Below are 25,774 nucleotides of genomic sequence, written 5' to 3' on the forward strand. Positions count from 1 at the left end.
AGAAAAGGAGTTAACATCATGAAGCTGGTTGGTATATCTGGCGCGATCATCGGCAGCAAGACGGCCCTTGTCGTGAACAAGGTGCTGGAAGAGGTCAAGAAGCAGTATCCGGATGTGGAGACGGAGCTGCTCGATATGAAAGATTACGATGTGCAGTTCTGCGACGGCCGCGATCCATCGGCCTATACGGGTGACACGAAAAAGGTGATCGATGCCGTGATTTCCAGTGATTTTTGCTTAATCGGCACGCCGATCTACCAGGCGTCAATGTCCGGCGTGCTGAAAAATTTGTTTGATTTGATTCCGGTCACGGCGCTACAGCAAAAGGTCCTGGGATTTGTCGCCACTGGCGGGACGTACCAGCATTATCTGGTGATTGAAAACCAGCTGAAGCCGATTGCGGGATTTTTCCGTTCTTATGTAGCTCCAGGCTACGTCTACGTCCACGATGATCACTTCAACGAATATAAAGAGATTACGGATCCGAACGTTTTGGAACGGATTGAGCGGCTGGCCCATGAGCTTGTCTTTATGCAGAAGCGGCTGAAGGGTTCGGAATAAGTTTAATCGCCAGGGGTGTATACATATCGCGGTTATTTGGCCATGGATGAGTCCCGATTGAAAAGATCGGGGCTTTTTTTGTCGTATCTTCCTCCAATATGTCGTATAATAGATCCGTTATGATATATTAATAGATTCATAGAACGCCGTGGTTTTGAATCACGCGGTATTATTTGAGGTGAACACATGCGAAAATGGGCAACATTGATCGTCGCGGTCATCATTGTCGGCGGCGCGCTGATCTATTTTGCAAACAGCAGGGGAACGACCAAGGATGAGGCGACCGTAGAGAATCCTCCGGCTCTCGCCCAGGGCGGTAGCGGAGATCAAAGCGATAATGGCAGCACAGTAGATCCGGACGGCACAAGCGATGCCGGTGATGCAGGCGATGCAGTATCGGATGGCGCCGGGGACGGCTCAACCGGCCAGGATGCCGGACAAGCGGATGATGGCAAGGATTCCGCTGCAACCGGCGGCGATTCAGGCCAAGATCCCGGGACGGAAGCGGGCGAGCCGGCTGGCGGTACGTCGGACAACAATGACAATAACAGTGACTTTGTCAATACGTACGACGTTGAGCATGTCGTATCCAATCCGACGAGCGACACGGTACTCGTCAATAAAACGTACCGTTTACCGGAAGGTTACGTTCCGCCGGATCTCGTCTATCCCGATGTAGCTTTTACGTTTTCGGAAAAAATAGACAAGCGCAAAATGCGTAAAGTGGCCGCAGACGCATTGAAAGAGCTGTTTGACGCGGCCAAGCAGGACGGCGTTTACTTGGCCGGTGTATCGGGCTACCGCTCCGAATCCCGCCAGACGACGCTGTATAATAACTATGTGGATCGGGACGGCGTCAAAGCGGCGGATACCTACAGCGCGCGTCCGGGCCACAGCGAGCATCAAACCGGTCTGACCATCGACGTGTCGGGTACCGACGGCAAATGCGCCGCAGAGAGCTGCTTTGCAGGCACGAAGGAAGCGAATTGGCTGGCTGACCATGCTTATGAATATGGCTTTATTATTCGTTATCCGGAAGGAAAAGAATCGATTACCGGCTACAAATACGAGCCATGGCATATTCGCTACGTCGGCAAGGAAATTGCCGAAGACGTGACGAAGAAGGATATCACGCTCGAGCAGTATTTTGGAAGCGCGGTTCCGGTATCCAAATAAAGCAGGCTGCAACAAACAGCAGAATGTCATGAAGGGAGCCTACTCAGACTTCCGGGTCATGACATTCTGCTGTTCTTTGTTGGCTTAACACAAACGGGGCTGTAACCCGTCAACGCCTCATTTGCGTTTTTTTTCGGTGATGTGTACGATGGAATTTGCGGGTTTACAAAATAGCAGGCTGACGCTAATGAATTTATAGAAGGGTTGTGTCATGATCATGGATTCTGATTTGAATATTAAATTAACGTCGTATTCCAGCAAGGGCGGCTGCGGCTGCAAAATCGGCCCTGCCGATCTGAGCCAGGTGCTTCGCGGCTTGCCGCCGGCAGCGCATGATCCGAATTTGTTGGTAGGGCTCGATACCAGTGATGACGCCGGCGTATACAAGCTGAACGACGATTTGGCGCTCGTACAGACGCTTGATTTTTTCACTCCGATCGTGGACGATCCCTATTCTTTTGGACAAATTGCCGCGGCGAATGCGCTAAGCGATATTTATGCAATGGGCGGAAAACCGCTGACGGTACTCAATATCGTCGCCTTCCCGATTTCCACACTGGATAAACGCGTGCTGACCGAAATCCTTCGCGGAGCGGGAGACAAAGTCAAGGAAGCAGGCGCGACGCTCGTTGGCGGACATTCGATTGACGACAAGGAGCCAAAATTCGGTTTATCGGTCACCGGTCTGGTGCATCCTGATAAAGTAAGAAGCAACGCGGGGGCACAGCCCGGGGACAAGCTTATTCTGACCAAGCCGATCGGCGTAGGCATTATGACGACCTCGATCAAGAAGGACCAGCTTACCCCGGACGAAATCCGGCGGGTGACGGAAGTCATGTCGACGCTGAACAAGAAAGCGGCAGAAATTATGGACGGCTATGATGTTCATGCTTGCACCGATGTCACAGGGTTTGGCTTAATGGGCCACTCGTTGGAGATGGCGAAAGGCAGCGGGGTGGAAATCCGCATCCGCAAGCAGGATGTTCCCGTCCTGCCCCGGGTTCGTGAGCTGGCGGAGCAGGGACTGGTTCCAGGCGGATCCAAGAACAACTATGCGCATGTCCAAGATCATGTGATTTTCCCGGAAGAGATGGACGAGACGGACCGGTACATTTTGTGCGATGCGGTCACTTCGGGCGGCCTGCTCATATCCGTCGGGCCGGATGAAGCCGAGCGTCTGCTTCAGGAGCTGGTGGATGCCGGCGTGGAAGCGAAACTCATTGGTGAGGTTACCGCGAATCATAGCGGGCAAATTGTGATTGAGTAAGGAGCTGCATCATGTTTCAGGATATACAGATCGAGAAGCTTAATGAACTGAGAGCCAAAAATGAAATCACCGTCATTGATGTCAGGTCTCCATCCGAATATGCGGAATCAACGATTCCGGGAAGCATCAATATTCCGTTCTTCGATGATGAAGAGCGAGCGGAGATCGGCACGCTGTACAAGCAGGTCAGCACCCAGGCGGCCAAGGAGCGTGGACTTGAGATCGTGTCCGCGAAACTGCCCTCTTTCGTAAAGAAATTCGCCGGAATTCAAGGAAATAAGGCGGTGTTCTGCTGGCGCGGGGGAATGCGGAGCCGGACGACCGCGACGGTGTTGTCCTTGATGGGCATTCACGTGAACCGGCTTGAAGGTGGCTACCGGACATATCGGAGATGGGTGGTCGACACCCTTCAGAGCATGGATTTTGCTCCGGACGTGTACGTTATACACGGCAACACCGGCACGGGGAAGACCTTGATTCTTCGGGAGATGCAGGCGAAAGGCTATCCGGTCGTCGATCTTGAAGGAATGGCGGGGCACCGCGGTTCCATATTCGGCGAGATCGGCCTGAAGAGCAGCAACCAAAAGACCTTTGATGCCTTGCTAGTAGAGTCCCTGATCCGCTATCAGGATTCTCCGTACATTTTGCTTGAAGCAGAGAGCAAGCGGATCGGAAAGGTGGTGCTGCCGGAATTTCTGGTCGAGAAGAAGGAGCATGGCCGGCATATCGTCCTCGAAGCTCCGACCGAGCTGCGGGTGAAGCACATTTTGGACGATTACCGCCCGTGGGAATATCCAGCGGAAAGCCTGCTTGCTTTCTCCAAGATTAAGTCGCGGATTCATACCCCGATAGCCCAGGAAATCGAATTTAGCATGCAGCAGGGAAATTACGGGGCGGCCGTGAGGCTGCTGCTGGAATACTATTACGATCCGAGATATGCCCATACCACCGAGGCTTATGGCGAGGCTTTCCAGCAGGAACAGGTACTTGCGATGGAGTCGGTTGAGCAAGCGGTACAGCTGATCGAGGAACGGGTTCGGGAAGACCAGGCCCAGACATCGGCGGAAGCTGTCCGCGGAAAAAAGCCCCAATCCGTATAAATGGAAGAACGGAGGGACCCAAGGTCGGGCTGTTCACCCAGATCATATAAAAAAGAAGGAATGCGCTGGCGAGCGCATTCCTTCTTTTGTTTATCAACATAACCAAGGATTACCGTTACATGCTGGCCCACAGACTGCGCCGCAGCTCCGCAGGTCTTACGCCCGCCGTACGGGCGTTAAGCAGTTCAACGAGTTCTTGCGCACATCGTTCCGGACGGTAAACCTCACGGGGAGCGGAGTAGTACGGGCTCATACGGAAGCCTTGGGGGGCGAATGCCGTGCCGCCTGAGCTGATAGCTTGCAGCCACCGGTTCAGAACAAGCGGGCTCAGCACTTCCCCATAGCCGCCGCTCACAAAATATTCGCAGTTTTTCTCTTCTTGGCCCGGAATGGATTCGCAGAACAGCATGGGCAGTCCTTTAGCCATGGCTTCGGTGCAAGTCATCCCGCCTGGCTTCGTGATAAGCAGGTCGGAGGCATCCATCCATTTGCTGACTTCCTTCGTCTGGCCGATCACCACGATATTCGGATGCGAGAATGCAGGTGAGCTTTTTAATTTAGATAATAGCTTCTGGTTGTTTCCGACGCAGAACACGAGCTGTACGCGGTCTTTCCACTCGGCAAGCTGGGTGAACAATTCTTTGTTAGCAACCAATCCCCAGCCGCCGCCCATGATGAAGACCGTGGGCATGTTTTTCAGCTTCAGCTTCCGTCTTACCGACGCTTTCTCTTCCTTCGTCCAGAACGTCGGGTGGACCGGAATGCCGGTCACGTTTACGCTGTTTGGATGAACCCCGCGTTTCAATAAAATCCGGCGTACGGATTCCGTAGATACGAGGAACTGATCCACCTGGCGATTCATCCAGGAGCCGTGGGCGTCGTAATCGGTAATGACCGTGCAGAGCGGAACGTCAAGCCCGGATGCTTTCAACCGGCCGATGATCGCGCTCGGGATCGGATGGGTGCAGACGATGAGGTCGGGTCTCAGCTGACGGATCACATCGGCCGTATGATTGTAGAACAATTTATGGAGTGCCAAAGCGGTTAGTCGCTTCAGCGGCTTGTCATGCTGTTTTCGATAGAGCATCCCGACGAGTGCCGGATTGGTGCTTACCGTCAGACGGTAGGCCGACAAAATCCATGGCGCTACGGTCGGGTTCAGAAAAGATCCCAGCTCGATGACCTTGGTATGCACATTCGGTTGAATTTCCTTCATGCCAGCGGCCAGCGCATATCCCGCCTGGGTATGACCGCTGCCGAATCCCTCAGATAATATGAGTACACGCTTCTTTTGCACGATTGTTCACCTTCTACTTTGATTGATTTCTGGCTCCGCGTGAAAGCGGATGGCCGTTTCTATAAAAAGGTTGCGTATGGTATAAATGGGTAAGCTTATGTAATGAACCTGTTATAGTAACAGTGTATGCTTTCAAGCGTTCAAACAAAACGGCCCGTGGACCAGTCTAAAGCTGGACTTAAGTCGGGGACCCCTGCTTACGTTCCATTTGGTTTCCGTTGACCGGCGATCTCATTTTAGTTAGACGCCGGATTGTCTTGGATACCCTGCAAAATGATTATAGAAACTGGATTCAAAGGTTCGTGATCAAGTTCGGCAAGCTGTCCTTCGTAAGGGTGGCAGAAGGGGAAAATGGACGGTTCGGCGGATTATACCTCCGGCCGATCCAGTGGATACAGCGCAGCACGGGTAAGCCATAATGCCATTTCTTCGGCCGTCTCTTGCATTTGATGGTTCAGCCAATAGTAGATGAGCCCCATCATCCCTCCGGAGGAGAAGGAAGCCTGAAGCGCATCCGTGGTGAAAGCAAGCAGTTCGCTCTTAATCACCTGATCCAGCTGAACAGGAAAATCCTTGACATTCATCATTACGTTATAAAATGCGGCATGCTGACGGATATGTTCAAACAGGGCGACGGCCGAGGAAATCGGTTTACCGGTCTCCTCATAATCTTTTTTGGCCGACTCATGGGAATAGAAAGGATTGCGCATCGCACTGCGAAGGGCCGTAAGAATACCGGATGCGGTTTGGTTCAGCAGATCATCCTTGTCGTAATAATGGAGATAGAAGGTCGAACGGTTCACGCCCGCTTTTTCCACGATGTTGCGGATGGTGATCGATGCATAGTCTTTTTCCGCCATAAGGCTGATTAAAGCCTCGGATAGATAATGCTGGGTGTAGGTGACCCGTTTGTTCATAATCGGTTAAGTCCTCCTGACGAAGTTGAAAACGCTGTAAAATAGACACTTTCGACCAGATTGACGTTTGATCGCCAAATCGGACGAGCGCTATAATGATTATAGACAATGTGTTGTCTAAACTAAAGGTTGGAGGTAGGATGGTCATGAAGCTACAAGACAAAGTCACGGTTATTACGGGTGCCGGATCAGGAATGGGAAAGGAAATGGCTCTTTTATTCGCCAAGGAAGGCGCCAAACTGGTTCTTGCTGATATCTCCCAGGCCTCTCTTGACCAAGTCGTTGCGGAAATTCAGCAGCAAGGCGGTACCGCGGTTGGGGTCATCGCGAATGTTGCCAAGGAAGAAGACGTGCAGAACATGATCGATACCGCAGTGAATCAGTACGGATCGCTGGACGTCCTGGTCAACAATGCGGGAATTATGGATAAAATGGTTGCAGCGGCCGAAGTGACCGATGAACTGTGGGAGCGTGTCTTTGCCGTAAATACGACGGGTCCGATGCGGGCGATCCGCAAAGCACTTCCGATTATGGTCAAGCAGGGAAAAGGCGTGATCGTCAATACGGCATCCGTCGGCGGATTGTTCGGTTCCCGGGCAGGGGCTGCTTATACGGCTTCCAAGCATGCCGTTATTGGTTTGACCAAAAATGTCGGATACCAGTACGCGAAGCTCGGCATTCGCTGCAACGCGATCGCTCCAGGCGGCGTGGAAACCAACATTATGTCCGATACGCCTAATATGGATATGAACGCGCTTGGCGTGCAGCAAGCGATGGCCGGCATGGGCGTGAATCCAAGAACCGGTAAGCCGGATGAAATCGCGAAGGTCGCCTTGTTCCTCGCCTCGGACGATTCCAGTTTTGTGAACGGTACGGTCATTACAGCGGACGCCGGCTGGACGGCTTATTAATACCGCTCTGTCCCGGATGGCTTGATCCATCCGCTAGATGCATACTTTCTGATCTCCTATTAAAAAAGCGCCGTCGTCCGTGCCTTTTCGGCACCACGATCGGCGCTGTTCTGCTTTCTTATTGTTGACTACCTGCGTCATCGGCTTACGGCTCCAGGATTTGCGTCCCCCGAGAACCGGATCGCTGGAAACCTTTTGCGGCTTTCCGGAATCGATCGTCTTCATTCTTTTCATCTGTTGATTCCTCCAAGGTTATCATTCGTCGGAACGTCGGCGCCAGACTTTACGGCAATTAAGGCTCCCTTCGTTCGACTAACTATAGAATAAACGGAAATTCATCATTGCACAAGATGAAGAAGTACTAGTATTTTCCTGAAAAACCAATTTGCGAGCCTATTCTCTAACTTCCTATGTTATAATCAAAATGGTTTATATTGGAATAATAGGGAGGAAGAAGGATGGACGAACAAAAACATGCCGCGGGCATGCCAAGAAACCAAGCAAAGGAGAGGAGCATAAGAAACGCTTCCGTAGCGAAAAAAGTGCTTGCAGGCACGCTCGGGCTCAGTCTGCTGCAGGTGCCCTTGTTTGCGTCAGCGGAGACTGTCAGCGGGACTACGGTCGCGAAGGATTCCGCCGTTTCAGCGTCCCAGGACAGCGGCTCCGCAGCCTCCAAGGGACTCAATCCGGCCGACGCCAAAATTACGAAGGCCCAAGCGGAATCGCGTATTCGATCTTTGTTTCCCGAATTGAAGGATGCAAAGCTGAATGGAGTAACCTATGGTGAGCAGAACGTGTACCCATCCAACACGAAGAAGGTATGGGTGCAGAACTGGACGATTCAACAGGGGAACCACTCGATTGGCTTCAGTACCCAAGTGGATGCGATTACAGGAGATATTCTCAGCTATAGTTATCCATATATGTACCCGTTAGACGATTCCAACACGGCCTATTACCCGCCGGCGGTTTCCGAGCAGGAAGCTAAAAAAATCGCCGAGGCGTTTATACCCAAAGCGGCTCCTTCTATTAAAGCAGGTACGATGAAACCGTCAAACCAGAACCTCTATTCATCCAACAAGGCTTTGTTCGGACCGGTTCAGTATTCATTTTCTTACACGGTTGACGTCAATGGGATTCCTGCCGACAATGAGTCTGTGAGCCTGGACGTGGACGGCAACGGAAATATCGTCCGCTTTAACCGCAATACTAACCAGGGGGATTATCCAGCGGCGAAAGCCACCCTCAGCAAGGAAGATGCGGAGAAGAGTCTTGAGCAGGGCTTGTCCGTAACGCTAGCATACATACCGTCCACCTCGCTATACGATACGTCCGCCAACCGGGAATGGAAGATCGGTTATGTTCCAGACCGGACATTGGAGCCGATCGATGCCAATTCCGGGAAACGGATCGATACCATTTTTGGTAAGGATCTGGACGGCTCAAGCCAAGCGGCTAGCTATACCGCTTTAAAGGCTTCCGGTAAAGTATTCACCCCGAACCAAGGCGGGCAGCTGACTTCAGACGAAGTGCTGCAGCGGCTTCAAGGCATTGCCCCGGGCTCGGATTACCAGTTCCAATCAAATCTCGGCAATTATTGGGGCGGCACCGGTAAGCAGGCTTGGAGCTTGAACTGGAACAAAAGAACTGCCGGGATATACGGCGATGACAGCAAGTACGCGTACGTGGACGCCGACACAGGGCAGCTGCTGAGCTACAATGAATTCCAGTATCCGAATGCCGAACCGGCCAAAGCCACCGCTTCGTCCGTGACGGAAGCCCAGGCACAAGCGAAAGCCATTGAGCTGGTGCTGGCCCATTATCCGAATGCCGCCGAAGCTCTGAAACTCTCAGACGCCAAAACGTTGAATACGGCATCGAAGACGGTTTATCAATTCGTGTTCCAGCGTTTCTACAAGGACTTGCCTGTTAACGGTATGACGGTGAACGTCTCCATCGACGGCGGCGGCAAGCTGGTGAGCTACAATGCGGATACCTACCTGTCGGATAAAGATATCAAAGCGTTGGATGCCCTGACAGCAAAAGTTGATGCGAAAGACGCACAGCAGCGCCTGCTGGACGATCTCAGCGTGGAGCTGCGGTACATCAGCAGCGGCGGCTACCCAGTGGATAACACGTACGTGGAACCGACCGTTCGATTGGCGTATGTTCCAACGCTGAACGGAGAGCGGAACGGAGGATATATCGACGGGGTTACAGGCAAAACAGAGGCTTCTAATCTGCTGCCCGTTTCGAACAAGGACAAGAGCGCTGCGCTTCCAAGCGATGCGGCGAACCACGCGGCAAGCAAGGATTTGGCAACGCTGCTCGAATACCGCGTGTTGATGCCTGGTGAGGACGGCTTGCTTCATCCCGATGCGGAGCTGACTTTGGGTGACTGGATCCAAATGATGGCGAAAGGGATTTATCCGGATCAAGGATATTACGGCGGCCAGTATCAACCGATCTTTACCGATGTACCGGCGGACAGTCCGATCGCGCAAGCGGTACAGCTGTTCTCGGATAAAGGCTGGCTGAAAGACGTGAAATCCTCGGAGCTGCATCCGGAGCAGAAGCTGACCCGTGAAGCGGTGGCTACCAGCCTGACCACGGCTTTGCATTACAACCGCCTGTCCAAGTTCTTCCAGCAGGATGCGCAGGCATTGTCCCTCTCCGATGCGAATGCGATCCAGGACAAGGGCGCCGTTGCGCTTGTGCTGAAGCTCGGACTGATGGACGCCACGGGGGGCAAATTCGACCCGGCGAAGCCGGTCACCAAGGCTGAAGCAGCGACCATTATGGTCCGCTTGGCGCATCTTCAAGGCAAAGTGGATACCCCGCTGAACCAAAGATAATTATTTGTGTCGGTGCCTCGGGGTTTCCGTTACCCGGGTATTCTCACGAGCAACAGCCGCAGTCTCCGGACTGCGGCTGTCTATGTGTGAAGACTTATAGGCTTATTTACCGTAACTTTTGACGGCAGGGGCCTTATATTTACTCATCAAGTCCAGCAATACAGACACATCAGGCTCAATAATGGCCATGGATTGGTACTGCGGCTGCATGAACTGCTCACGTACCATATGCTCAAACAGGGAGATCATCGGATCGTAATAACGATTCACGTTCAGCATGCCAATGGGTTTGCGGTGAATCCCGATTTGCGCCCACGTGAACGCCTCGAAAAACTCCTCCATCGTACCCGGTCCACCCGGAAGCGCAAGGAATGCGTCGGCGAGCTCCGCCATTTTAAACTTCCGGTCATGCATCGTCCCTACCACGTGAAGCTCGGTCAATCCTTGATGCGAAATTTCCCGGTCTACCAGCACCTGCGGAATGACGCCGATCGTCTGTCCGCCTTCCGCGATGACCGTATCGGCCAGCACGCCCATGATGCCTACGCTGGATCCCCCGTAGACCAGGGTTAACCCGCGGCGAACCATTTCTTTGCCCAGCTCGACAGCCGCTTCCCGATATGCCGGCGACGCTCCGTAACTTGAACCGCAATATACAGCCATATGCTTCATGTCATAACTCCCTTCGCAAAAGCTTTTCTCTATTCGTTCTTTCTCATTATAAATGATAATTCGGGACCATAGTCGCAAATATCTCTTTCGTTAGGTAAAGGGAACGTAAAAAGCGCTTCACCGAAGTGGGTGTCTGGACCACGTTTTTTTGCAGGAAAAAAGGGGAATATTAAGGGGGAATCACCATTCGGACGTACATAAGCTTACCAAAACCTACAACGAGGCGGGTCATCCATGATATCCTTTGTCCTGACCCTGAAACGGCTGCTGACCGGCCTGTTTCATGCGTTTAAACTGAAAGAATTCCAGGTTCTCTTTATTTTGATTGTCCTGCTGCTCGTTTCGGGTACGATTTTTTACGTGACAGAAGAAGGACTAGGCGTAATAGATGCTCTTTATTTTTGTATCTCGACGCTGAGTACGGTAGGACATCCGGATTTCAAGCCCAGGACGGGACTCGGTAAAATTTTTACGATGATGTATATCGTTGCAGGCACGGGCATCTTTATGGGACTGCTCAGTTATGTCGCTTACGGCGTTGTTCAGAGCAATCAAAAGAGCGGCGACACCGATACCGGTCGTGACCGTTACAGAAGCAGGTCCAAGAAGCAAAAATAACTGCAAAAGCAGGCGAAAAGGTCCGCGGGATTCCGCGGTTTTTTTGTACGATTAACGTCACGATTGAACAAATCCGGGCATGAAGCACTATGTTATAATTTACAAGAAGGTTGAACATGCAGTCATCTTGGAAGCAGGAGTGAAGCGTCTTGAAAACAGTCGTCATTATCGGCGGGGGAATAACGGGGTTGTCCACCGCATATTACTTGCGCCGAACTTTGAATCAATACAGCGGCCAGACGGAGCCGGCGAACATCATCCTCGTAGAAGCGGAACAGACGCTGGGCGGAAAAATGCGGACCGTATACGACGGCGGTTTTTCGATGGAATCAGGCGCCGATTCGATCGTGACCCGAAAAACGAATGTGGCCCCGCTGGTTCAGGAATTAAATCTGGAGGATCAGGTCGTATATAATGCAACTGGAATTTCGTATATTTATACGGACGGAAGGCTGAAGCAGATTCCGAAGGATGCTGTCTTTGGAATTCCAACCAGCGTCGAATCGCTTGCCACGACCGAGCTGGTATCCGCGGAGGGCAAAGTGCGAGCCTTGAAGGATCTGTACACTCCCAATGAGCATTTCACGAAAAATGATTCGGTCGGTGCGTTTCTGGAGGCTTTTCTCGGAAAGGAATTCGTGGAGAAGCAGATCGCGCCGGTTTTGTCTGGCGTTTATTCCGGCAAGCTGAGCGACTTGACAATCGCATCAACGCTGCCTTATCTGATCGATTATAAAAACGAATACGGCAGCCTGATCAAAGGACTGTCTGAAAATCGCGCAAAATTTCAAAGCGGCGGTGAAAAGAAATTCATGTCCTTCCAAAACGGCGTTTCGGCCTTGATTGACGCCTTGGAGCAGCATCTGACCGGAACGGATATCGTGAAGGGCGTTCGGGCCGAATCCGTGGCGAAGGACGGAAGCGGCTACCGCGTGACGCTTGCTGACGGACGTGTGATTGACGCTGACTTTGTCGTGCTCGGTACGATGCACAACGCGGCGCAGCGGCTGCTTGCGGATCCGGTATTGGACCAGGAGTTTGACCAGCTGAAGAACAGCTCCATGATCAGCGTATACGTTGGTTTCGATCTGCCGGATGCCGAGCTGCCTGCTGATGGCACGGGCTTTATTACGGCCGACGGCAGCGACATCACATGCAATGCCTGCACATGGACAAGCCGGAAATGGGAGCATACGTCCCGTGAACGTAAGCTGCTCGTCAGACTCTTCTATAAAAGCAGCAATCCGCGTTACGATGAGCTGGTTCAGTTGAGCGAGGGGGAGCTGCTGCACGTTGCGCTGGAAGATATCCGCAAAAGCCTGGGGATTACCGGAGAACCGGTCACACACGAGGTCACGAAGTGGCATAATGTCATGCCGAATTACCATATCAAGCATCACAGCATCGTCAAAGAGCTGGAGCAGAAAATGACCGAGCGGTTCCCGGATATCTATCTGGCCGGCTGCTCCTATTACGGCGTCGGAATTCCGGATTGTATCGCTAACGGCGAGCAGACGGCGTATAAAATCGCTTCAAAGCTGTAAGATCGAGATGTTCAAAAGCGAATACTGCGATATACGCGAACAGCCGCCCGAAGGGGCGGCTGTTTTGGTGCAGACAAGGATTACGGTTCTCAACAAGGTGACCTGAATCAGCTTAAGCGCTGCCGTTCAATTTGGTAACCTAGCGATCAATACGATCGCTTGAGCATTTTCCCGTCTAACCCGATAATATATATAGCAAGATTATGGCAGAAGCGGGGGAGAAGCTTGCATGTTGGAAGCCATTGACGAAGCAGTGAGTATCAATTCGCTGATTTGGTTGTTTCTCGCGGCATTTATGATTCACGACTTTGAAGAGATCATTACGGTGGAAGGGTGGATGAGGCGAAATTACGATCAGGTCAGCCGGATCGTCCCGAACGGAGCGGGTAGATTCCTTAAAGATTTCTCCGACATCACCGGTTCCCAATTTGCCGTAGCCGTATTTTTCGAGTTTATCTTGTTTATTCCCTTTACATATATAGCCGCCGAACGTAATGCAATGCTGCTATTCACTGGGTTTAATGCGATTATGCTCATCCATGTATTCACGCATGTGGGGCAAAGCCTGTATCTTCGAAGATACACTCCAGGAGTGGTGACCGCGGTTTTGGTTACGCTGCCTTATTCCGCGTATTTATTTTACCGCCTTCTGGATGCAGGCTTGGTGCATGGCTCAGACCTTGCATGGAGCATTCCTGTCGGTGCAGCTACCGTGCTGCCAGCCGTATGGATCGGTCATCAGTGTGCGCGCCGGATCGCGCCGAACAGGTAAGGGAGATGGAGAGCGCTCAGATAACGGATGCCATGTCGCCGTGGACGGAACTCTCAAGCAAAAAAAGAAGAGCTCTCATTCCAGCTCAAACTGGAAGGAAGCTCTTTTTTGTTGCTATTTTAGCTGCCCGATGGACAAATTGACCTTATAATTGCCGAACTGGACCATCTCGCCAAGAAGCTCGTTGAGGTCCATGGGGGTTGGCACCTGCACCCGAAGGAGATAGCAGCCTTCACCGCTGATCCGGTGGGCTTCCACGATGGGTTGGGTACGCTGAATGTAATGTTGAAACGAAGTATGCGTTTCCGCGGATTTCATAAAGACCGTAATAAAGGCACTTACCTGGAGTCCGAGCTTGCCCGGATTGCACCGCAGCGTATACCCCTCGATAACCTCCAGATCCTGGAGCTTTCGGATGCGTGCACCCACCGCCTGACCGGTGAGATGCACCTTTTCCCCGATCTCCTTGTTGGACTGGAGAGAGTTTTCCACCAGCAGCTGCAGTATTTTAAGGTCGATCTCGTCGATTTCTTGTTTGCTCATCTTGTCCTTCATTCCTTTCACCGTGAAAATATAGCCTCCAATATCGTTTCGCCAGGCTATGTAAAGAACACACTTTCCTGTTCTATACTGATACTGTGAACAACAGAATCATAAACCAAACCGGGAGTGAATGGAAATGAAAATTCAATTGATCCGCAATGCTACATTGTATATTGAATATGCTGGAGCAACCCTGCTCGTCGATCCGATGTTCAGCGAGAAGGGGGCCAATCCGCCGGTTTTCAATACCGCCAACGAGCTGCGCAATCCGCTGGTCCCTTTGCCGGTTAAGGTGGAAGAGCTCTTGCGGCCGGACGCGCTGCTGGTCACCCACCGTCATCCGGATCATTGGGATGAGCCCGCTCAGAAGCAAATCAGCAAGGAGACGGCGGTATTCTGCCAGCCGGAGGACGAAGGCGAGATCCGGGGAGCCGGGTTTGCCAGCACGACGCCGGTCGATCGCAGCGTTACGTTCCGGGGAATCACCTTGACCCGGACCGGAGGGCAGCACGGAACAGGAGAAATCGGTAAACAGATGGGGCCCGTGTGCGGCTATGTCCTTCAAGCCGAAGGCGAGCCGACGGTCTACATTGCGGGCGATACGATATGGTGTCAGGATGTTGAAGAGGCGCTCGATGCCTACCAGCCGGAACTGACGATCGTCAACGCCGGTGGTGCCCGTTTCGTGACGGGCGATCCGATCATTATGGATGAGAAGGACGTGCTCGCGGTCTTGCGCCATCAACCGGATACCCGTGTAGCCGCAGTTCATATGGAAGCGATCAATCACTGTTTTGTAACAAGGGATGATCTCCGAAATGCGGTGGAGAAGGCGGAATACAGCAGCCGCGTTGTGATTCCGAAAGACGGGGAAGTTTTTACGGAATAAAAAAATATATTTTTTATGGGATTTCGAAGAGGAAGCCGGGGGCGGACAGCGAAGGATAAAGCATACCGTTTGAAAGCGAGGGATCACTGCCGCAATGAATCAGAATCAAGCATTTCAGACCAGGCTTCTCAGCTCGTTATCCAAAGTATTCCCGGATGGACAAGGAACCGAAAATTCAGTGACCGGGGGCTCGATGCTCAGCAACGAAACGTATGCTTTTCAAGCCGCTTACCGGACGGACAGCCCGGTGAACCAACTTCGGGTCTTCGTGGATGCTCCGGCCGCACTGACGGCTACGGTTCGACGGGTTGGCCTGGTGCCATCCGGTCTTCCCGTATACCCGGATCACGATGAACATGTCCTCCGTGCGGAGCCCGGCTTGTTTCCGGATCCGCTGTATCCGCTGGACGAAGAGCAAGAAATTCCGGCTGTGCCGGGAGAGTGGCAGAGCGTGTGGATCACGCTTCAGCCGGATGGTCAGACGCCGCCGGGAAGCAATCCGATTACCGTTCGCTTTGAATCCGGGGATGGGGAACTTGTCGGAGAGGAGACTTTCCAGCTGGAGACGATTCCGGAGGAGCTGCCTCCCCAAAAGCTGATACATACCGAATGGTTCCATACGGACTGCCTGGCGACATATTACAAGCTGGACGTATTCAGTGAAGACCATTGGCAGGTGATTGGTCAATATATTGATACCGCCGTGAAGCATGGCATGAACATGATTCTGACGCCGGTCTTTACGCCGCCGCTGGACACCGAGGTAGGCGGGGAACGGCCGACGGTTCAGCTTGTGGATGTGACGGTCACGGGAGAAAATCAATACGCGTTCGGATTTGACCGGCTCGCAAGATGGGTTGAGCTGTGCGATGAGAAGGGGATCCGGTATTTTGAATTTTCCCATTTGTTCACGCAGTGGGGGGCGAAGCATGCGCCCAAAATTATCGCATCCGTAGACGGTACTCCCCAGAAAATTTTCGGTTGGGAAACCGATGCCACCGGTGAGACGTATCGTCTGTTCCTGGAGCAATTTGTTCCGTCACTCACCGAATGGATTCATGCCAATAACCTGTCGGAACGAAGCTTTTTCCATATTTCCGACGAGCCTGGGGCGGAACATCTGGAGTCGTATGGGTATGCGAGCATGCTGCTTGGCGATCTGCTGCAGGGCTTTCCGATCATCGACGCCCTCTCGGACTATGATTTCTTCGAGAATGGTCTGGTGAAGACGCCTATTCCTGCCAGCAACCATATCGAACCGTTTCTGGCGCATGACGTCAAACCGCTATGGACGTACTATTGCTGTTCCCAGTATAAAGAAGTGGCTAACCGCTTCATGTGTTTCCCTTCGGCCCGCAGCCGGATTCTCGGCTACCAGCTGTACAAGTTCGACGCCGCCGGATTTTTGCATTGGGGTTATAACTTCTATTATTCGCAGTACTCCAAAGGCGAGATCGACCCGTACGAGACGACCGATGCCGGCAAAGCATTTCCGTCTGGCGATCCGTTTATCGTGTATCCGGGGCCGGGCGGCGTGCCGGTTGAATCGATCCGGCTTGAGGTGATGAATGAGGCGCTGCAGGATTTGCGTGCGCTCCAGCTGCTCGAATCGAAAATCGGCAGGGAAAACGTGCTGAAGGCATTGGAGGAAGACTTGGCCGAGCCGATCACGTTCAGCCGCTACCCTCGGGAAGAGGAGTGGCTGATCGCCAAGCGCGAATGGGTGAACCGGAAGATTAAAGAGGCTTTGGCTTCGGCAAGCGTCTGAGTTTGCTTTTGTCCCATTGAATATCGTTTCATAAATGACTAGACAAGTAAAAAGCATTCGACAGCCTGGTGGTGAACCGGCTGCCGAATGCTTTTTTTAGATATAAGAAAGGATACGCTTCGGAGACTCGCCTTGCTATGATTGCAATAAAAACTTCCGCCAAATGCGGTCTTGTTTCCTTGAATGTACATCGGGCCTCATGATCGATGTGCCATTAAGCCAGCACCTTGCGGAACTCGCGGGTTAGGAGGGGTACGACCTCGAACAGGTCCCCGACGATACCGTAATCCGCGATTTTGAAAATCGGAGCTTCGGGATCCTTATTGATCGCGATGATGACGCGCGACTGGCTCATTCCTGCCAAATGCTGGATCGCGCCGCTGATGCCGCAGGCGATATAAATCTCAGGCGTTACGACTTTTCCGGTCTGGCCGATCTGCATGGAGTAGTCGCAGTATCCCGCATCGCAAGCCGCCCGGGAAGCGCCCACCGCACCGTGCAGCACGTCCGCCAGCTCTTCGAGCGGTTTGAACCCCTCGGCGCTCTTGACGCCGCGGCCTCCCGAAACGATAATTTTCGCTTCGGTCAGGTCGACCTTGCCTGACGTCTTGCGCACGATGTCTTTCACGAGCGAGCGGAGGGAGCCGGAAGGTGCGTAATCGATCTCGACGATCTCACCAGAAGAAGTTACGCTCGGAGCGGGAGCAATATTGTTCGGGCGGATCGTCACAACTTGCGGCCCCCCGGTGAACGACTTTTGTTCGAATGCTTTGCCTGCGTAAATCGGACGGGTATAGACCGCTTCACCGCCGTTTTGCTCGATCGCCGTCACGTCTGAAATTTGTCCCGCTCCCAAATGGGCCGCGATTTTCGGCGCGAGATCCCGGCCCAGTGCCGTATGGCCAAGCACGACCACGTCCGGTGTTACCTGTTCGAACACGCTTTTCACGACATCAAAATAGGCTTCGGCGTTGTAGATCTCCAGATCGGGATGGTCCACAGCGTAAACCATGCCTTCCACATAACCTGCCAGCCCTGCGGCAAGGGTCGTGATTTGCGATCCGATCAGCACCGCGGCGACGGTGTCTTCTTCGGTTTTGGCCAGGGAAGCCGCCTGAAGCGCTTCCAAGGAAACCTGACGCAGGCTGCCTCCGCGGACCTCGGCAACGACCACAAACGTTTTACTCATACGGAATTCCTCCTTTGATATAGATTGAACTAAAGTTTGCATTGAACTTCCTGCTATAACTGCCCGATACGGCCAATAACATTCATTTCTTTAGTTCATTCTATCTATATAGATTGAACTAAAGTTTTGCATTGAACTTCCTTGCTATAAAGGCCCGATACGGCCAATACCATTCATTTCTTTAGTTCATTCTATCTATATAGATTGAACTAAAGTTTTGTATTGAACTTCTTGCTATAACGGCCCGATACGGCCATTAACATTCATTTCTTTAGTTCATTCTATCTAGACGAGAAAAAGCGAGGGTACAATCAAATCAGCTTGGCTTCGGTACGCAGCAGCTGAACAAGATCCGCAGCCTGCTGGGCCAGGTCTCCCTTCAGCAATTGTCCGGCTTTGCGTTTCGGCGGCAGGGTGAGGGAGAGCCGATTCGTCTTGGCGGCCACATCCGCGTCGGTTAGACCGAGATCGCCGAGTCCGAGTCGCTGGAACGGCTTCTTCTTCGCCTTCATAATGCCGGGCAGCGACGGATACCGCGGCTCGTTAAGCCCCTGCTGTGCGGTGAATACCGCGGGAAGCGAAACCTCAAGCGATTCGGTATCCCCTTCGGCGTCCCGACTCACGGTCGCTTTGTCGCCGGCAATGTCGAGCTTCGTGATCGAGGAAGCATGAGGCAGGCCGAGCATGTGGGCTACCCGTACGGCTACCTGGCCCCCGCCGGAGTCCACGGAGAAGTTGCCGCCGAGAATGAGGTCTACGGACTGCTGGCCGAAATAAGCCGCTAGCGCCTTGGCGATGCTGAATTCGTCGCCGGGAATACTGTCGCCGTCAATGAGCACGGCCTCATCGGCACCCATGGCGAGTGCCGTTCTCAGCGCCTCGGCCGTGCGTTCCGGTCCCACTGAGACGACGGTTACGGTACCGCCGTGCGCATCCCGCTGCAATAACGCTTCTTCAACCGCATATTCGTCGTACGGATTGATCACGTATTTGACCCCGTCATCGGAAATCTGTCCATTCGAAATGACGATCCTTTCCTCCGTGTCGAAGGTTTGCTTCAGCATAACGTAGATATTCATGCGGACAAGCTCCTCTCTCAAACGCGTTATTTTAGGCCTTTTAAGAAAAACTCAACTGTCTTATCCACCTGTGCGGAAAGGGAATACTTTCGGCCGGAGATAAGCCAGGAGGTGACCACTTCATCCATGGCCCCAAAAATCAGCAGGCGCGTCAGCTTGATGTCGAGGTCTGAGCGGAACGATTTCTCCGCCATCCCCTGTTCAATGATATGCTCAATCAGCTGAATGTAGGGCTTGACGACAAGGCCGATGGCTTTGCGCAGCTCCAAGGAACTCTGACGCAGCTCGATTTGTGTCACATAGGCCAGATTGATGTTGTTTTCGAGTTCGGTGAAATGAATTTCGCATACTTTGCGGAGGGCTTCATCCGCGGTATTCGTTTCCTTCACGCTGCTGTTGAACATGGAGACCAAATTTCCGAGACGGGCTTGAAACAGAGAAATAAGGATATCTTCCTTGTTTTTAAAATATAAATAAATCGTGCCGTCCGCGACACCTGCCTCCTTGGCGATCTTCGAAATCTGGGAGCCGTGATAGCCGTTCTCCGCGATTACTTTTAAGGCTGCATCCAAAATCAACTCATATTTTTCCAATTTTCTACTTGTCATCAGGCCACCCCGGTGTTAGAATTCAGATAACTGAATGAATCCTCATTCATTTTTCTTAATCTTATGGGAAACCGTGCCAATTGTCAATGTTTTCAACGTAAGATTTTATTTTTAAACAAGCTTTGTAACCGCTTACGAAACGAAAGCCGTCACCTATTTTATCGAATATGAAGAAAGGACGGATGACAAATGGTGTGGCCAATCGTCAATTTACTGCTGTTTCTCGCCGTGACCGGGTATGGCATTTATTTGTTCTACAAAGCGGTATATCACAGAATCCTGTACGTAAAACTCGGCAAGCCCGTGGATTTCAGGAAGCAGCGTGAAGGCAGTTGGGGCGAGTTTCTGGGACAGGTGTTCGGCCAGAAAAAGCTGCTGAAGGACCGGAAGAGCGGCATCATGCACGTGGTGATTTTTTACGGTTTCATCATCCTTCAGTTCGGTGCGCTGGATCTCATTATAAAGGGGCTCACGGACGGCGGACACCTGCCGCTTCCGGCGTACGACGTCTTCGGTCTGCTGCAGGAGATCACGGTGTTTCTGGTCCTTGTGGCGATGGGATATGCCGCGTACCGGCGATATGGAGAGAAGCTGGCGCGCCTGAAGAAAGGATGGAAGCCGAGCATTGTCGTTTTCTTCATCTTCTCCTTGATGCTGTCCGTCCTGCTGTCGCTTACCTTCGAAAGGGTCCGGTTTGACCTCGGGCCATCCGCTTACGCGCCCATCTCCTCTGCCATTGCGGCCATCTTCACCGGCATGTCCGGGACGGCGGCATCCGTTTTATTCTATATCTTCTGGTGGGCACATCTGCTTATTCTGCTATCTTTTCTCGTCTATGTTCCTCAATCGAAGCATTTCCACCTTATTACGGCACCGGTCAATATTTGGCTGGGCCGCTCCGAGCCTGTCGGCAAGCTGAGCAAGCTTGACCTCGAAGATGAAGAAGCCGAATCGTTCGGCGTCGGCAAGATCGAAGATTTTACGCAAAAACAGATGATCGACTTCTACGCTTGTGTGGAATGCGGACGCTGCACGAACGTCTGTCCGGCATCCAATACCGGTAAGGTGCTGTCGCCGATGCATCTCATCACCAAGCTGCGCGATCATTTGACGGAAAAAGGAACGGCCGTGACCGGTAAATCGCCCTATGTTCCCGAGTACGCTTTTGCAGTCAGCGGAGCGCATGCTTTGACCGCAGCCGAAGATCATCCCGATTGGTCGTCAGCCGAAGGCATGACGGATATCCGTCCTACGCTGGCATGGCAGAAATCCACCTGGACCCATCAGGACACAAGTCCGCAGGACATGAGCTTGATCGGCGACGTCATGACCGAGGAGGAGATCTGGTCCTGCACCACCTGCCGAAACTGCGAGGATCAGTGCCCGGTCGGCAACGAGCATGTCGATAAAATTATCGATTTGCGCCGCCATCTCGTGCTGATGGAGGGAAGCATGCCCGCAGAGGGGCAGCGTGCACTGCAAAATATCGAAAGACAAAGCAATCCCTGGGGATTGAACCGTAACGACCGGGCCAATTGGACCGGCGAGGTGGAAGGCATCCGGGTGCCGACCGTCAAGGACAATCCGCAGTTTGAATACTTGTTCTTCGTCGGATCGATGGGGTCGTACGATCTGCGCAGCCGCAAAATTTCCAAGGCGTTCGCCCGCTTGCTGAACGAATCCGGCGTCAATTTCGCCATCCTCGGCAACGAGGAGAAAAATTCGGGAGATACGCCCCGGCGGATGGGCAATGAGATGCTTTTTCAGCAGCTGTGCATGGAGAACATCGCGCTTTTCGAAAAATACGGCGTCCAAAAAATCGTGACCGCATGCCCGCACACCTTTAACACGTTCAAAAACGAATATCCTGAATTTGGACTGGAAGGGGTGGAGGTGCTTCATCACTCCCAGCTTCTGGATCAGCTCATTCGCGAAGGGAAGCTGCAGCCGAGGTATGAGGTGAAGGAGCGGATCACCTATCACGATTCTTGTTATCTGGGACGCTATAACAACGTATACGACCCGCCGCGCAATGTCCTCCGGGCTATTCCTGGTGTGGAGCTGGTTGAAATGAAGCGCACCCGGGAAAATGCGATGTGCTGCGGCGCCGGCGGCGGCATGATGTGGATGGAGGAGACGTCCGGCAAACGGGTGAACCTTGCCCGCACCGAGCAGGCGCTGGAAGTGAATCCAAGCATCATCAGCAGTGCCTGTCCCTACTGCCTGACCATGATGGAGGACGGGACGAAGATGAAGGAAGTGGAAGAGCGTGTGAAGGCAAAGGATATCGCCGAAATTTTGGAGCTGTCCGTGTTCGGGGATTCCGCTGCTCACAATAAAGGATTTGAAATGGAGGCAAGCACACAATGAACAAATCCATTCGCAAGGCAGCCGTCATCGGCTCGGGAATTATGGGTTCCGGCATTGCTGCACATCTGGCCAACGTCGGGATCCCGTGCTTACTGCTGGACGTCGTTCCGAAACAGCCGACAGAGGAAGAGATGAAGAAGGGGCTGACGCTGGAGCATCCGGCGGTGCGCAGTCGTCTCGCGTCATCGGCCATCGAGAGGCTCGGCAAGACCAAGCCGGCTCCGTTGTATGATCCTGCGTTTGCTTCCCGGATTACGCCCGGTAACCTCGAGGATCATCTGTCTCAGATTGCAGGCGTCGACTGGGTCATCGAGGTGGTGGTCGAGAATCTGGAAGTGAAGAAGCAGCTCCTGAAACGCGTAGAGCAGCATTGGAAACCGGGAACGGTGGTCAGCTCGAACACGTCGGGCATCTCGATTAACGAGATGGCGGCCGAATGCGGCGAAGCGTTCAGAAAACACTTCCTGGGCACGCACTTCTTTAATCCGCCCCGTTACATGAAGCTGCTCGAAATCATTCCGGGCCGAGATACGGAGCCGGAGCTCGTGGCGGATATGAAGGATTTTTGCGAAAGGGTGCTCGGCAAAGGCGTCGTCATCGCAAAGGATACGCCTAACTTCATTGCGAACCGGATCGGCACTTACGGCCTGCTGGTGACCCTGAAAGAAATGACGGAGAAGGGCTTCACGGTGGAAGAGGTCGATGCGGTGACCGGACCGGCGTTGGGGCGTCCGAAGAGCGCCACCTTCCGCACGCTGGACCTGGTGGGGCTCGACACATTCGTTCATGTCGCGGACAACGTCCGGGTGAACGTCGAAGATGAGCGCGAGCAGGCGGTTTTCACTTCGCCGGACGTGCTGACGGGCATGGTGGCGCGCGGCTGGCTTGGGGAGAAGAGCGGGCAGGGCTTTTATCTGAAAAAGAAAACGCCGGCCGGAAGCGAAATTTTATCGCTTGATCTGAAAACGCTGGAATACGTGCCGCAGTCCAAGCCGAAATCGGCATCATTGGAGGCGGCGAAGACGGCCAAGGGAGCAGGCGAGAAGACCAAGGCACTCCTCGGGGCGAAGGACCGGTACTCGGATCTGGCCTGGGACATTCTGAAGCAGGTGTTGGTCTATTCGGCCGAAAAGGTCGGAGAGATCGCCGATTCGGTCAAGGAAATCGACGACGCCATGAAATGGGGTTTCTCCTGGGACCTCGGACCGTTTGAGACTTGGGACGCCATCGGCCTGGCACGGTCCGTTGAGCGGATGGAAGCCGAAGGCTTGAGCGTCCCCGCCTGGGTCAAAGAGTGGATCGCTGCGGGTCACAAGTCCTTTTACAAGCAGGAGGAGGGCCGGCTGCATACGATCCACGTGGCTTCTGGGACATTCCGTCAAGTAGAGCAGCCTGAGGAAGTCATCCATCTGCGCAGCCTGAAAGAGCAAAACAAAGTGGTGAAAGGAAACAGCGGCGCCAGCCTGATCGACCTTGGGGACGACGTCGCCTGCCTGGAATTCCATTCGCCCAACAATGCGATCGGCGAAGATATCCTATCCTTGATTACGCAGAGCATCGACGAGGTGCACAGCAATTTCAGAGGACTCGTTATTGCAAACCAGGCGCGCAATTACTGCGTGGGCGCCAATATTATGCTGCTTCTCATGGAAGCCCAGGACGAAGAATGGGACGAAATCAACGAAATCATCCGCAAATTCCAGTATACGATGTACGCGCTGAAGCAATTTGAAAAGCCGGTCGTGGCCGCGCCGCACCGGATGTGCCTCGGCGGCGGTGTCGAGTCCTGCATGCCGGCCGACCTGGTCATCGCTGCGCCGGAGACGTATTACGGCCTTGTCGAAGTCGGCGTCGGGCTGATCCCCGCCGGCGGGGGCTGCAAGGAACTGGCGCTGCGGGCAAGCCAAACGGCCGGTCTTCCGGATGCAGATCTGCAGCCGTACATGAATCACATTTTCCAAACCGTGGGGACGGCGACGGTATCGACGAGCGGTCACGATGCCAAGCGTCTCGGATACCTGCGGCCAAGCGACCGGGTGGCGGTGAGTCAGGATCTTCAGATTTATCAGGCGAAACAGGCCGTTCTCGGCCTTGCGCGCAGCGGCTATGAGCAGATCCCGCAGGAGAAGATCCGGGTTGTTGGGGCGGAGGGCAAGGCTGTGCTGCAGCTTGGTGCGCTCGGTATGAAGCAAAGCGGTTATATCAGCGACCATGATTACCTGATCGCCCGAAAATTGGCCCATGTCCTCGCCGGCGGCGATGTCCCGGCAGGAACCCTTGTCAGCGAGGAGTATATGCTGGACCTCGAGCGCGAGGCTTTCTTAAGCCTGTGCGGCGAACCGAAGACGCAGCAGCGCATGCATCACATGCTGACCAAAGGCAAGGCGCTCCGCAACTAACATCCACGGGAGGGGATATTCCATGAAAGAAGCAGTCATTGTATCGATGGCGCGTACCGCAGTCGGCCGTGCCAAGAAAGGCAGCCTGGCGCAGACACGGGCCGACGATCTCGGGAAAGTGGTGCTGGAGGCTGTAGTGGAACGCGCGCCGGGCCTTAAAAAAGAAAACGTAGAGGACATCATCATCGGCTGCGCCATGCCGGAAGGCGAGCAGGGGCTCAATTTCGCCCGGATCATGTCGCTGTACGCGGGATTCCCGGTGACGGTGCCGGCGCTGACGATCAACCGGTTCTGTTCCTCGGGACTCCAGTCGATCGCCTTCGCGGCCGAGCGAATCATGCTGGGGCATGCCGAGATCCTGATCGCAGGGGGTGTGGAGAGCATGAGCCATGTGCCGATGACCGGCTTTAAGATGTCGCCGAATCCGAAGATCGTTGAGCAGATGCCGGAGGTCTACATCGCCATGGGGCATACGGCGGAAGAAGTGGCCGACCGCTTCGGCATCAGCCGGGAGGATCAGGACCGATTCGCTGCGAGATCCCATGCCAAGGCGGCGCAGGCGATCGCGGAAGGCAAGTTCCAGGACGAAATCGTGCCGATTCAGGCTGAACTAAAAGGCGTGGATGAGAAGGGCAAAGTACAGACGAAAACCTTTGAATTCCGTATGGACGAAGGCGTGAGAAGCGACACGACGGTGGAAGTGCTGGGCAAGCTGAAGCCGGCGTTCAAGCTGAACGGATCGGTCACGGCGGGGAATGCCTCCCAGGTCAGCGATGGAGCTGCGGCGGTCGTTGTCATGAGCCGGGACAAAGCCGAGGCACTTGGCCTGCAGCCGCTTGCCACGTTCCGTTCCTTTGCGCTCAGCGGCGTCGAGCCGGAATTTATGGGCGTCGGTCCGGTCAAGGCGATTCCGAAGGCGCTGCAGATGGCCGGAATTACGTTGGACGATGTGGACCTGTTTGAAATTAACGAGGCGTTCGCCTCCCAATGCGTCCATATTATCCGGGAGCTGGGCATCGATGAGGAGAAAGTAAACGTCAACGGCGGCGCGATTGCGCTGGGGCATCCGCTTGGATGTACGGGTACGAAGCTGACGACGACGCTGATCAGCGAGCTGAAGCGGCGCGGCGGGGGCTATGGCGTAGTGTCGATGTGCATCGGCGGCGGAATGGGCGCCGCGGGCGTGTTTGAGGTTCATCCGTAAGAACAGTTGCCGGCAGTGCGCTAGACAGACATAGG

General features: G+C 53.6%; 22 protein-coding genes. 14 read left to right on the forward strand and 8 right to left on the reverse strand.

The window, feature by feature from the left end; all coding sequences use genetic code 11:
- The first annotated feature begins 18 nt into the window (after positions 1 to 18).
- From CJP46_RS16305 to mnmH, 4 genes are all read left to right on the forward strand, one after another.
- Positions 19 to 561 carry an NADPH-dependent FMN reductase gene (locus CJP46_RS16305; RefSeq protein WP_094596641.1) on the forward strand — a complete coding sequence of 181 codons (543 nt, stop codon included), beginning with the start codon at positions 19 to 21 and terminating at the stop codon, positions 559 to 561.
- A gap of 186 nt (positions 562 to 747) precedes the next feature.
- The gene (locus CJP46_RS16310; RefSeq protein ID WP_094596642.1) at positions 748 to 1,737 is read left to right on the forward strand and encodes a M15 family metallopeptidase; all 990 of its coding nucleotides are present in this window, start codon (positions 748 to 750) and stop codon (positions 1,735 to 1,737) included.
- Positions 1,738 to 1,954: 217 nt separating this feature from the next.
- The gene (gene selD, locus CJP46_RS16315) at positions 1,955 to 3,004 is read left to right on the forward strand and encodes a selenide, water dikinase SelD (protein WP_373558016.1); all 1,050 of its coding nucleotides are present in this window, start codon (positions 1,955 to 1,957) and stop codon (positions 3,002 to 3,004) included.
- Positions 3,005 to 3,015: 11 nt separating this feature from the next.
- Positions 3,016 to 4,104, forward strand: a complete 1,089-nt coding sequence (mnmH, locus tag CJP46_RS16320; protein WP_094596644.1) for a tRNA 2-selenouridine(34) synthase MnmH — start codon at positions 3,016 to 3,018, stop codon at positions 4,102 to 4,104.
- A 115-nt stretch (positions 4,105 to 4,219) separates the two neighbouring features.
- On the opposite strand, the gene CJP46_RS16325 is transcribed toward mnmH, so the two are convergent.
- Both CJP46_RS16325 and CJP46_RS16330 read right to left on the reverse strand, forming a co-directional pair.
- Positions 4,220 to 5,401, reverse strand: a complete 1,182-nt coding sequence (locus CJP46_RS16325; RefSeq protein ID WP_094596645.1) for an MGDG synthase family glycosyltransferase — start codon at positions 5,399 to 5,401, stop codon at positions 4,220 to 4,222.
- Between the two features lie 368 nt (positions 5,402 to 5,769).
- Positions 5,770 to 6,318 (reverse strand): TetR/AcrR family transcriptional regulator, encoded by a 549-nt coding sequence (locus CJP46_RS16330; RefSeq protein WP_094596646.1) that lies wholly within the window; start codon positions 6,316 to 6,318, stop codon positions 5,770 to 5,772.
- A gap of 146 nt (positions 6,319 to 6,464) precedes the next feature.
- Between CJP46_RS16330 and CJP46_RS16335 the strand changes: the two genes are divergently transcribed.
- Positions 6,465 to 7,229 (forward strand): SDR family oxidoreductase, encoded by a 765-nt coding sequence (locus CJP46_RS16335; protein ID WP_094596647.1) that lies wholly within the window; start codon positions 6,465 to 6,467, stop codon positions 7,227 to 7,229.
- Positions 7,230 to 7,262: 33 nt separating this feature from the next.
- Here the strand turns inward: CJP46_RS16335 and CJP46_RS16340 are convergent, their stop codons facing one another.
- On the reverse strand, positions 7,263 to 7,463 hold the full coding sequence (locus tag CJP46_RS16340; protein ID WP_094596648.1) for a hypothetical protein: 201 nt from the start codon (positions 7,461 to 7,463) through the stop codon (positions 7,263 to 7,265).
- A gap of 224 nt (positions 7,464 to 7,687) precedes the next feature.
- Here CJP46_RS16340 and CJP46_RS16345 point away from each other — a divergent pair, with 224 nt between their 5' ends.
- The gene (locus CJP46_RS16345) at positions 7,688 to 10,084 is read left to right on the forward strand and encodes a YcdB/YcdC domain-containing protein (RefSeq protein WP_094596649.1); all 2,397 of its coding nucleotides are present in this window, start codon (positions 7,688 to 7,690) and stop codon (positions 10,082 to 10,084) included.
- A gap of 102 nt (positions 10,085 to 10,186) precedes the next feature.
- On the opposite strand, the gene CJP46_RS16350 is transcribed toward CJP46_RS16345, so the two are convergent.
- Positions 10,187 to 10,756 carry an LOG family protein gene (locus CJP46_RS16350; protein WP_094596650.1) on the reverse strand — a complete coding sequence of 190 codons (570 nt, stop codon included), beginning with the start codon at positions 10,754 to 10,756 and terminating at the stop codon, positions 10,187 to 10,189.
- A gap of 234 nt (positions 10,757 to 10,990) precedes the next feature.
- On the opposite strand from CJP46_RS16350, the gene CJP46_RS16355 reads away from it, so the two are divergent.
- The 3 genes from CJP46_RS16355 (at position 10,991) to CJP46_RS16365 (ending at position 13,690) form a co-directional block, all read left to right on the forward strand.
- Entirely contained in the window at positions 10,991 to 11,374 is a 384-nt protein-coding gene (locus CJP46_RS16355) for a potassium channel family protein (protein ID WP_094596651.1), read from the forward strand.
- A 149-nt stretch (positions 11,375 to 11,523) separates the two neighbouring features.
- The gene (locus CJP46_RS16360) at positions 11,524 to 12,918 is read left to right on the forward strand and encodes a protoporphyrinogen oxidase (RefSeq protein WP_094596652.1); all 1,395 of its coding nucleotides are present in this window, start codon (positions 11,524 to 11,526) and stop codon (positions 12,916 to 12,918) included.
- 229 nt (positions 12,919 to 13,147) lie between these two features.
- Positions 13,148 to 13,690, forward strand: a complete 543-nt coding sequence (locus CJP46_RS16365; RefSeq protein WP_094596653.1) for an HXXEE domain-containing protein — start codon at positions 13,148 to 13,150, stop codon at positions 13,688 to 13,690.
- A 114-nt stretch (positions 13,691 to 13,804) separates the two neighbouring features.
- Here CJP46_RS16365 and CJP46_RS16370 read toward each other — a convergent pair whose 3' ends face one another.
- Positions 13,805 to 14,233 carry an Lrp/AsnC family transcriptional regulator gene (locus CJP46_RS16370; RefSeq protein WP_094596908.1) on the reverse strand — a complete coding sequence of 143 codons (429 nt, stop codon included), beginning with the start codon at positions 14,231 to 14,233 and terminating at the stop codon, positions 13,805 to 13,807.
- 136 nt (positions 14,234 to 14,369) lie between these two features.
- Between CJP46_RS16370 and CJP46_RS16375 the strand changes: the two genes are divergently transcribed.
- Positions 14,370 to 15,122, forward strand: coding sequence for an MBL fold metallo-hydrolase (locus tag CJP46_RS16375; RefSeq protein WP_094596654.1), 753 nt, complete (start codon positions 14,370 to 14,372; stop codon positions 15,120 to 15,122).
- A gap of 94 nt (positions 15,123 to 15,216) precedes the next feature.
- A complete protein-coding gene (locus CJP46_RS16380) occupies positions 15,217 to 16,890 on the forward strand; it encodes a DUF4091 domain-containing protein (RefSeq protein ID WP_094596655.1) in 1,674 nt (557 codons plus the stop codon).
- Between the two features lie 214 nt (positions 16,891 to 17,104).
- Here the strand turns inward: CJP46_RS16380 and CJP46_RS16385 are convergent, their stop codons facing one another.
- From CJP46_RS16385 to CJP46_RS16395, 3 genes are all read right to left on the reverse strand, one after another.
- The gene (locus CJP46_RS16385; RefSeq protein ID WP_094596656.1) at positions 17,105 to 18,079 is read right to left on the reverse strand and encodes an electron transfer flavoprotein subunit alpha/FixB family protein; all 975 of its coding nucleotides are present in this window, start codon (positions 18,077 to 18,079) and stop codon (positions 17,105 to 17,107) included.
- A gap of 311 nt (positions 18,080 to 18,390) precedes the next feature.
- On the reverse strand, positions 18,391 to 19,158 hold the full coding sequence (locus CJP46_RS16390) for an electron transfer flavoprotein subunit beta/FixA family protein (RefSeq protein WP_094596657.1): 768 nt from the start codon (positions 19,156 to 19,158) through the stop codon (positions 18,391 to 18,393).
- Positions 19,159 to 19,184: 26 nt separating this feature from the next.
- On the reverse strand, positions 19,185 to 19,766 hold the full coding sequence (locus CJP46_RS16395) for a fatty acid metabolism transcriptional regulator FadR (RefSeq protein ID WP_094596658.1): 582 nt from the start codon (positions 19,764 to 19,766) through the stop codon (positions 19,185 to 19,187).
- A 189-nt stretch (positions 19,767 to 19,955) separates the two neighbouring features.
- On the opposite strand from CJP46_RS16395, the gene CJP46_RS16400 reads away from it, so the two are divergent.
- From CJP46_RS16400 to CJP46_RS16410, 3 genes are read left to right on the forward strand one after another with little or no spacing between them, the layout of a single operon-like run.
- Positions 19,956 to 22,136 (forward strand): (Fe-S)-binding protein, encoded by a 2,181-nt coding sequence (locus tag CJP46_RS16400; protein ID WP_179281185.1) that lies wholly within the window; start codon positions 19,956 to 19,958, stop codon positions 22,134 to 22,136.
- Positions 22,133 to 24,535, forward strand: coding sequence for a 3-hydroxyacyl-CoA dehydrogenase/enoyl-CoA hydratase family protein (locus CJP46_RS16405; protein ID WP_094596659.1), 2,403 nt, complete (start codon positions 22,133 to 22,135; stop codon positions 24,533 to 24,535). The genes CJP46_RS16400 and CJP46_RS16405 overlap by 4 nt, the downstream gene beginning before the upstream one ends.
- A 22-nt stretch (positions 24,536 to 24,557) precedes the next feature.
- Positions 24,558 to 25,739, forward strand: coding sequence for an acetyl-CoA C-acetyltransferase (locus CJP46_RS16410; RefSeq protein WP_094596660.1), 1,182 nt, complete (start codon positions 24,558 to 24,560; stop codon positions 25,737 to 25,739).
- Positions 25,740 to 25,774 lie beyond the last annotated feature (35 nt).

Source organism: Paenibacillus sp. XY044, assembly GCF_002257645.1.
Lineage (GTDB): Bacteria > Bacillota > Bacilli > Paenibacillales > Paenibacillaceae > Paenibacillus_AQ.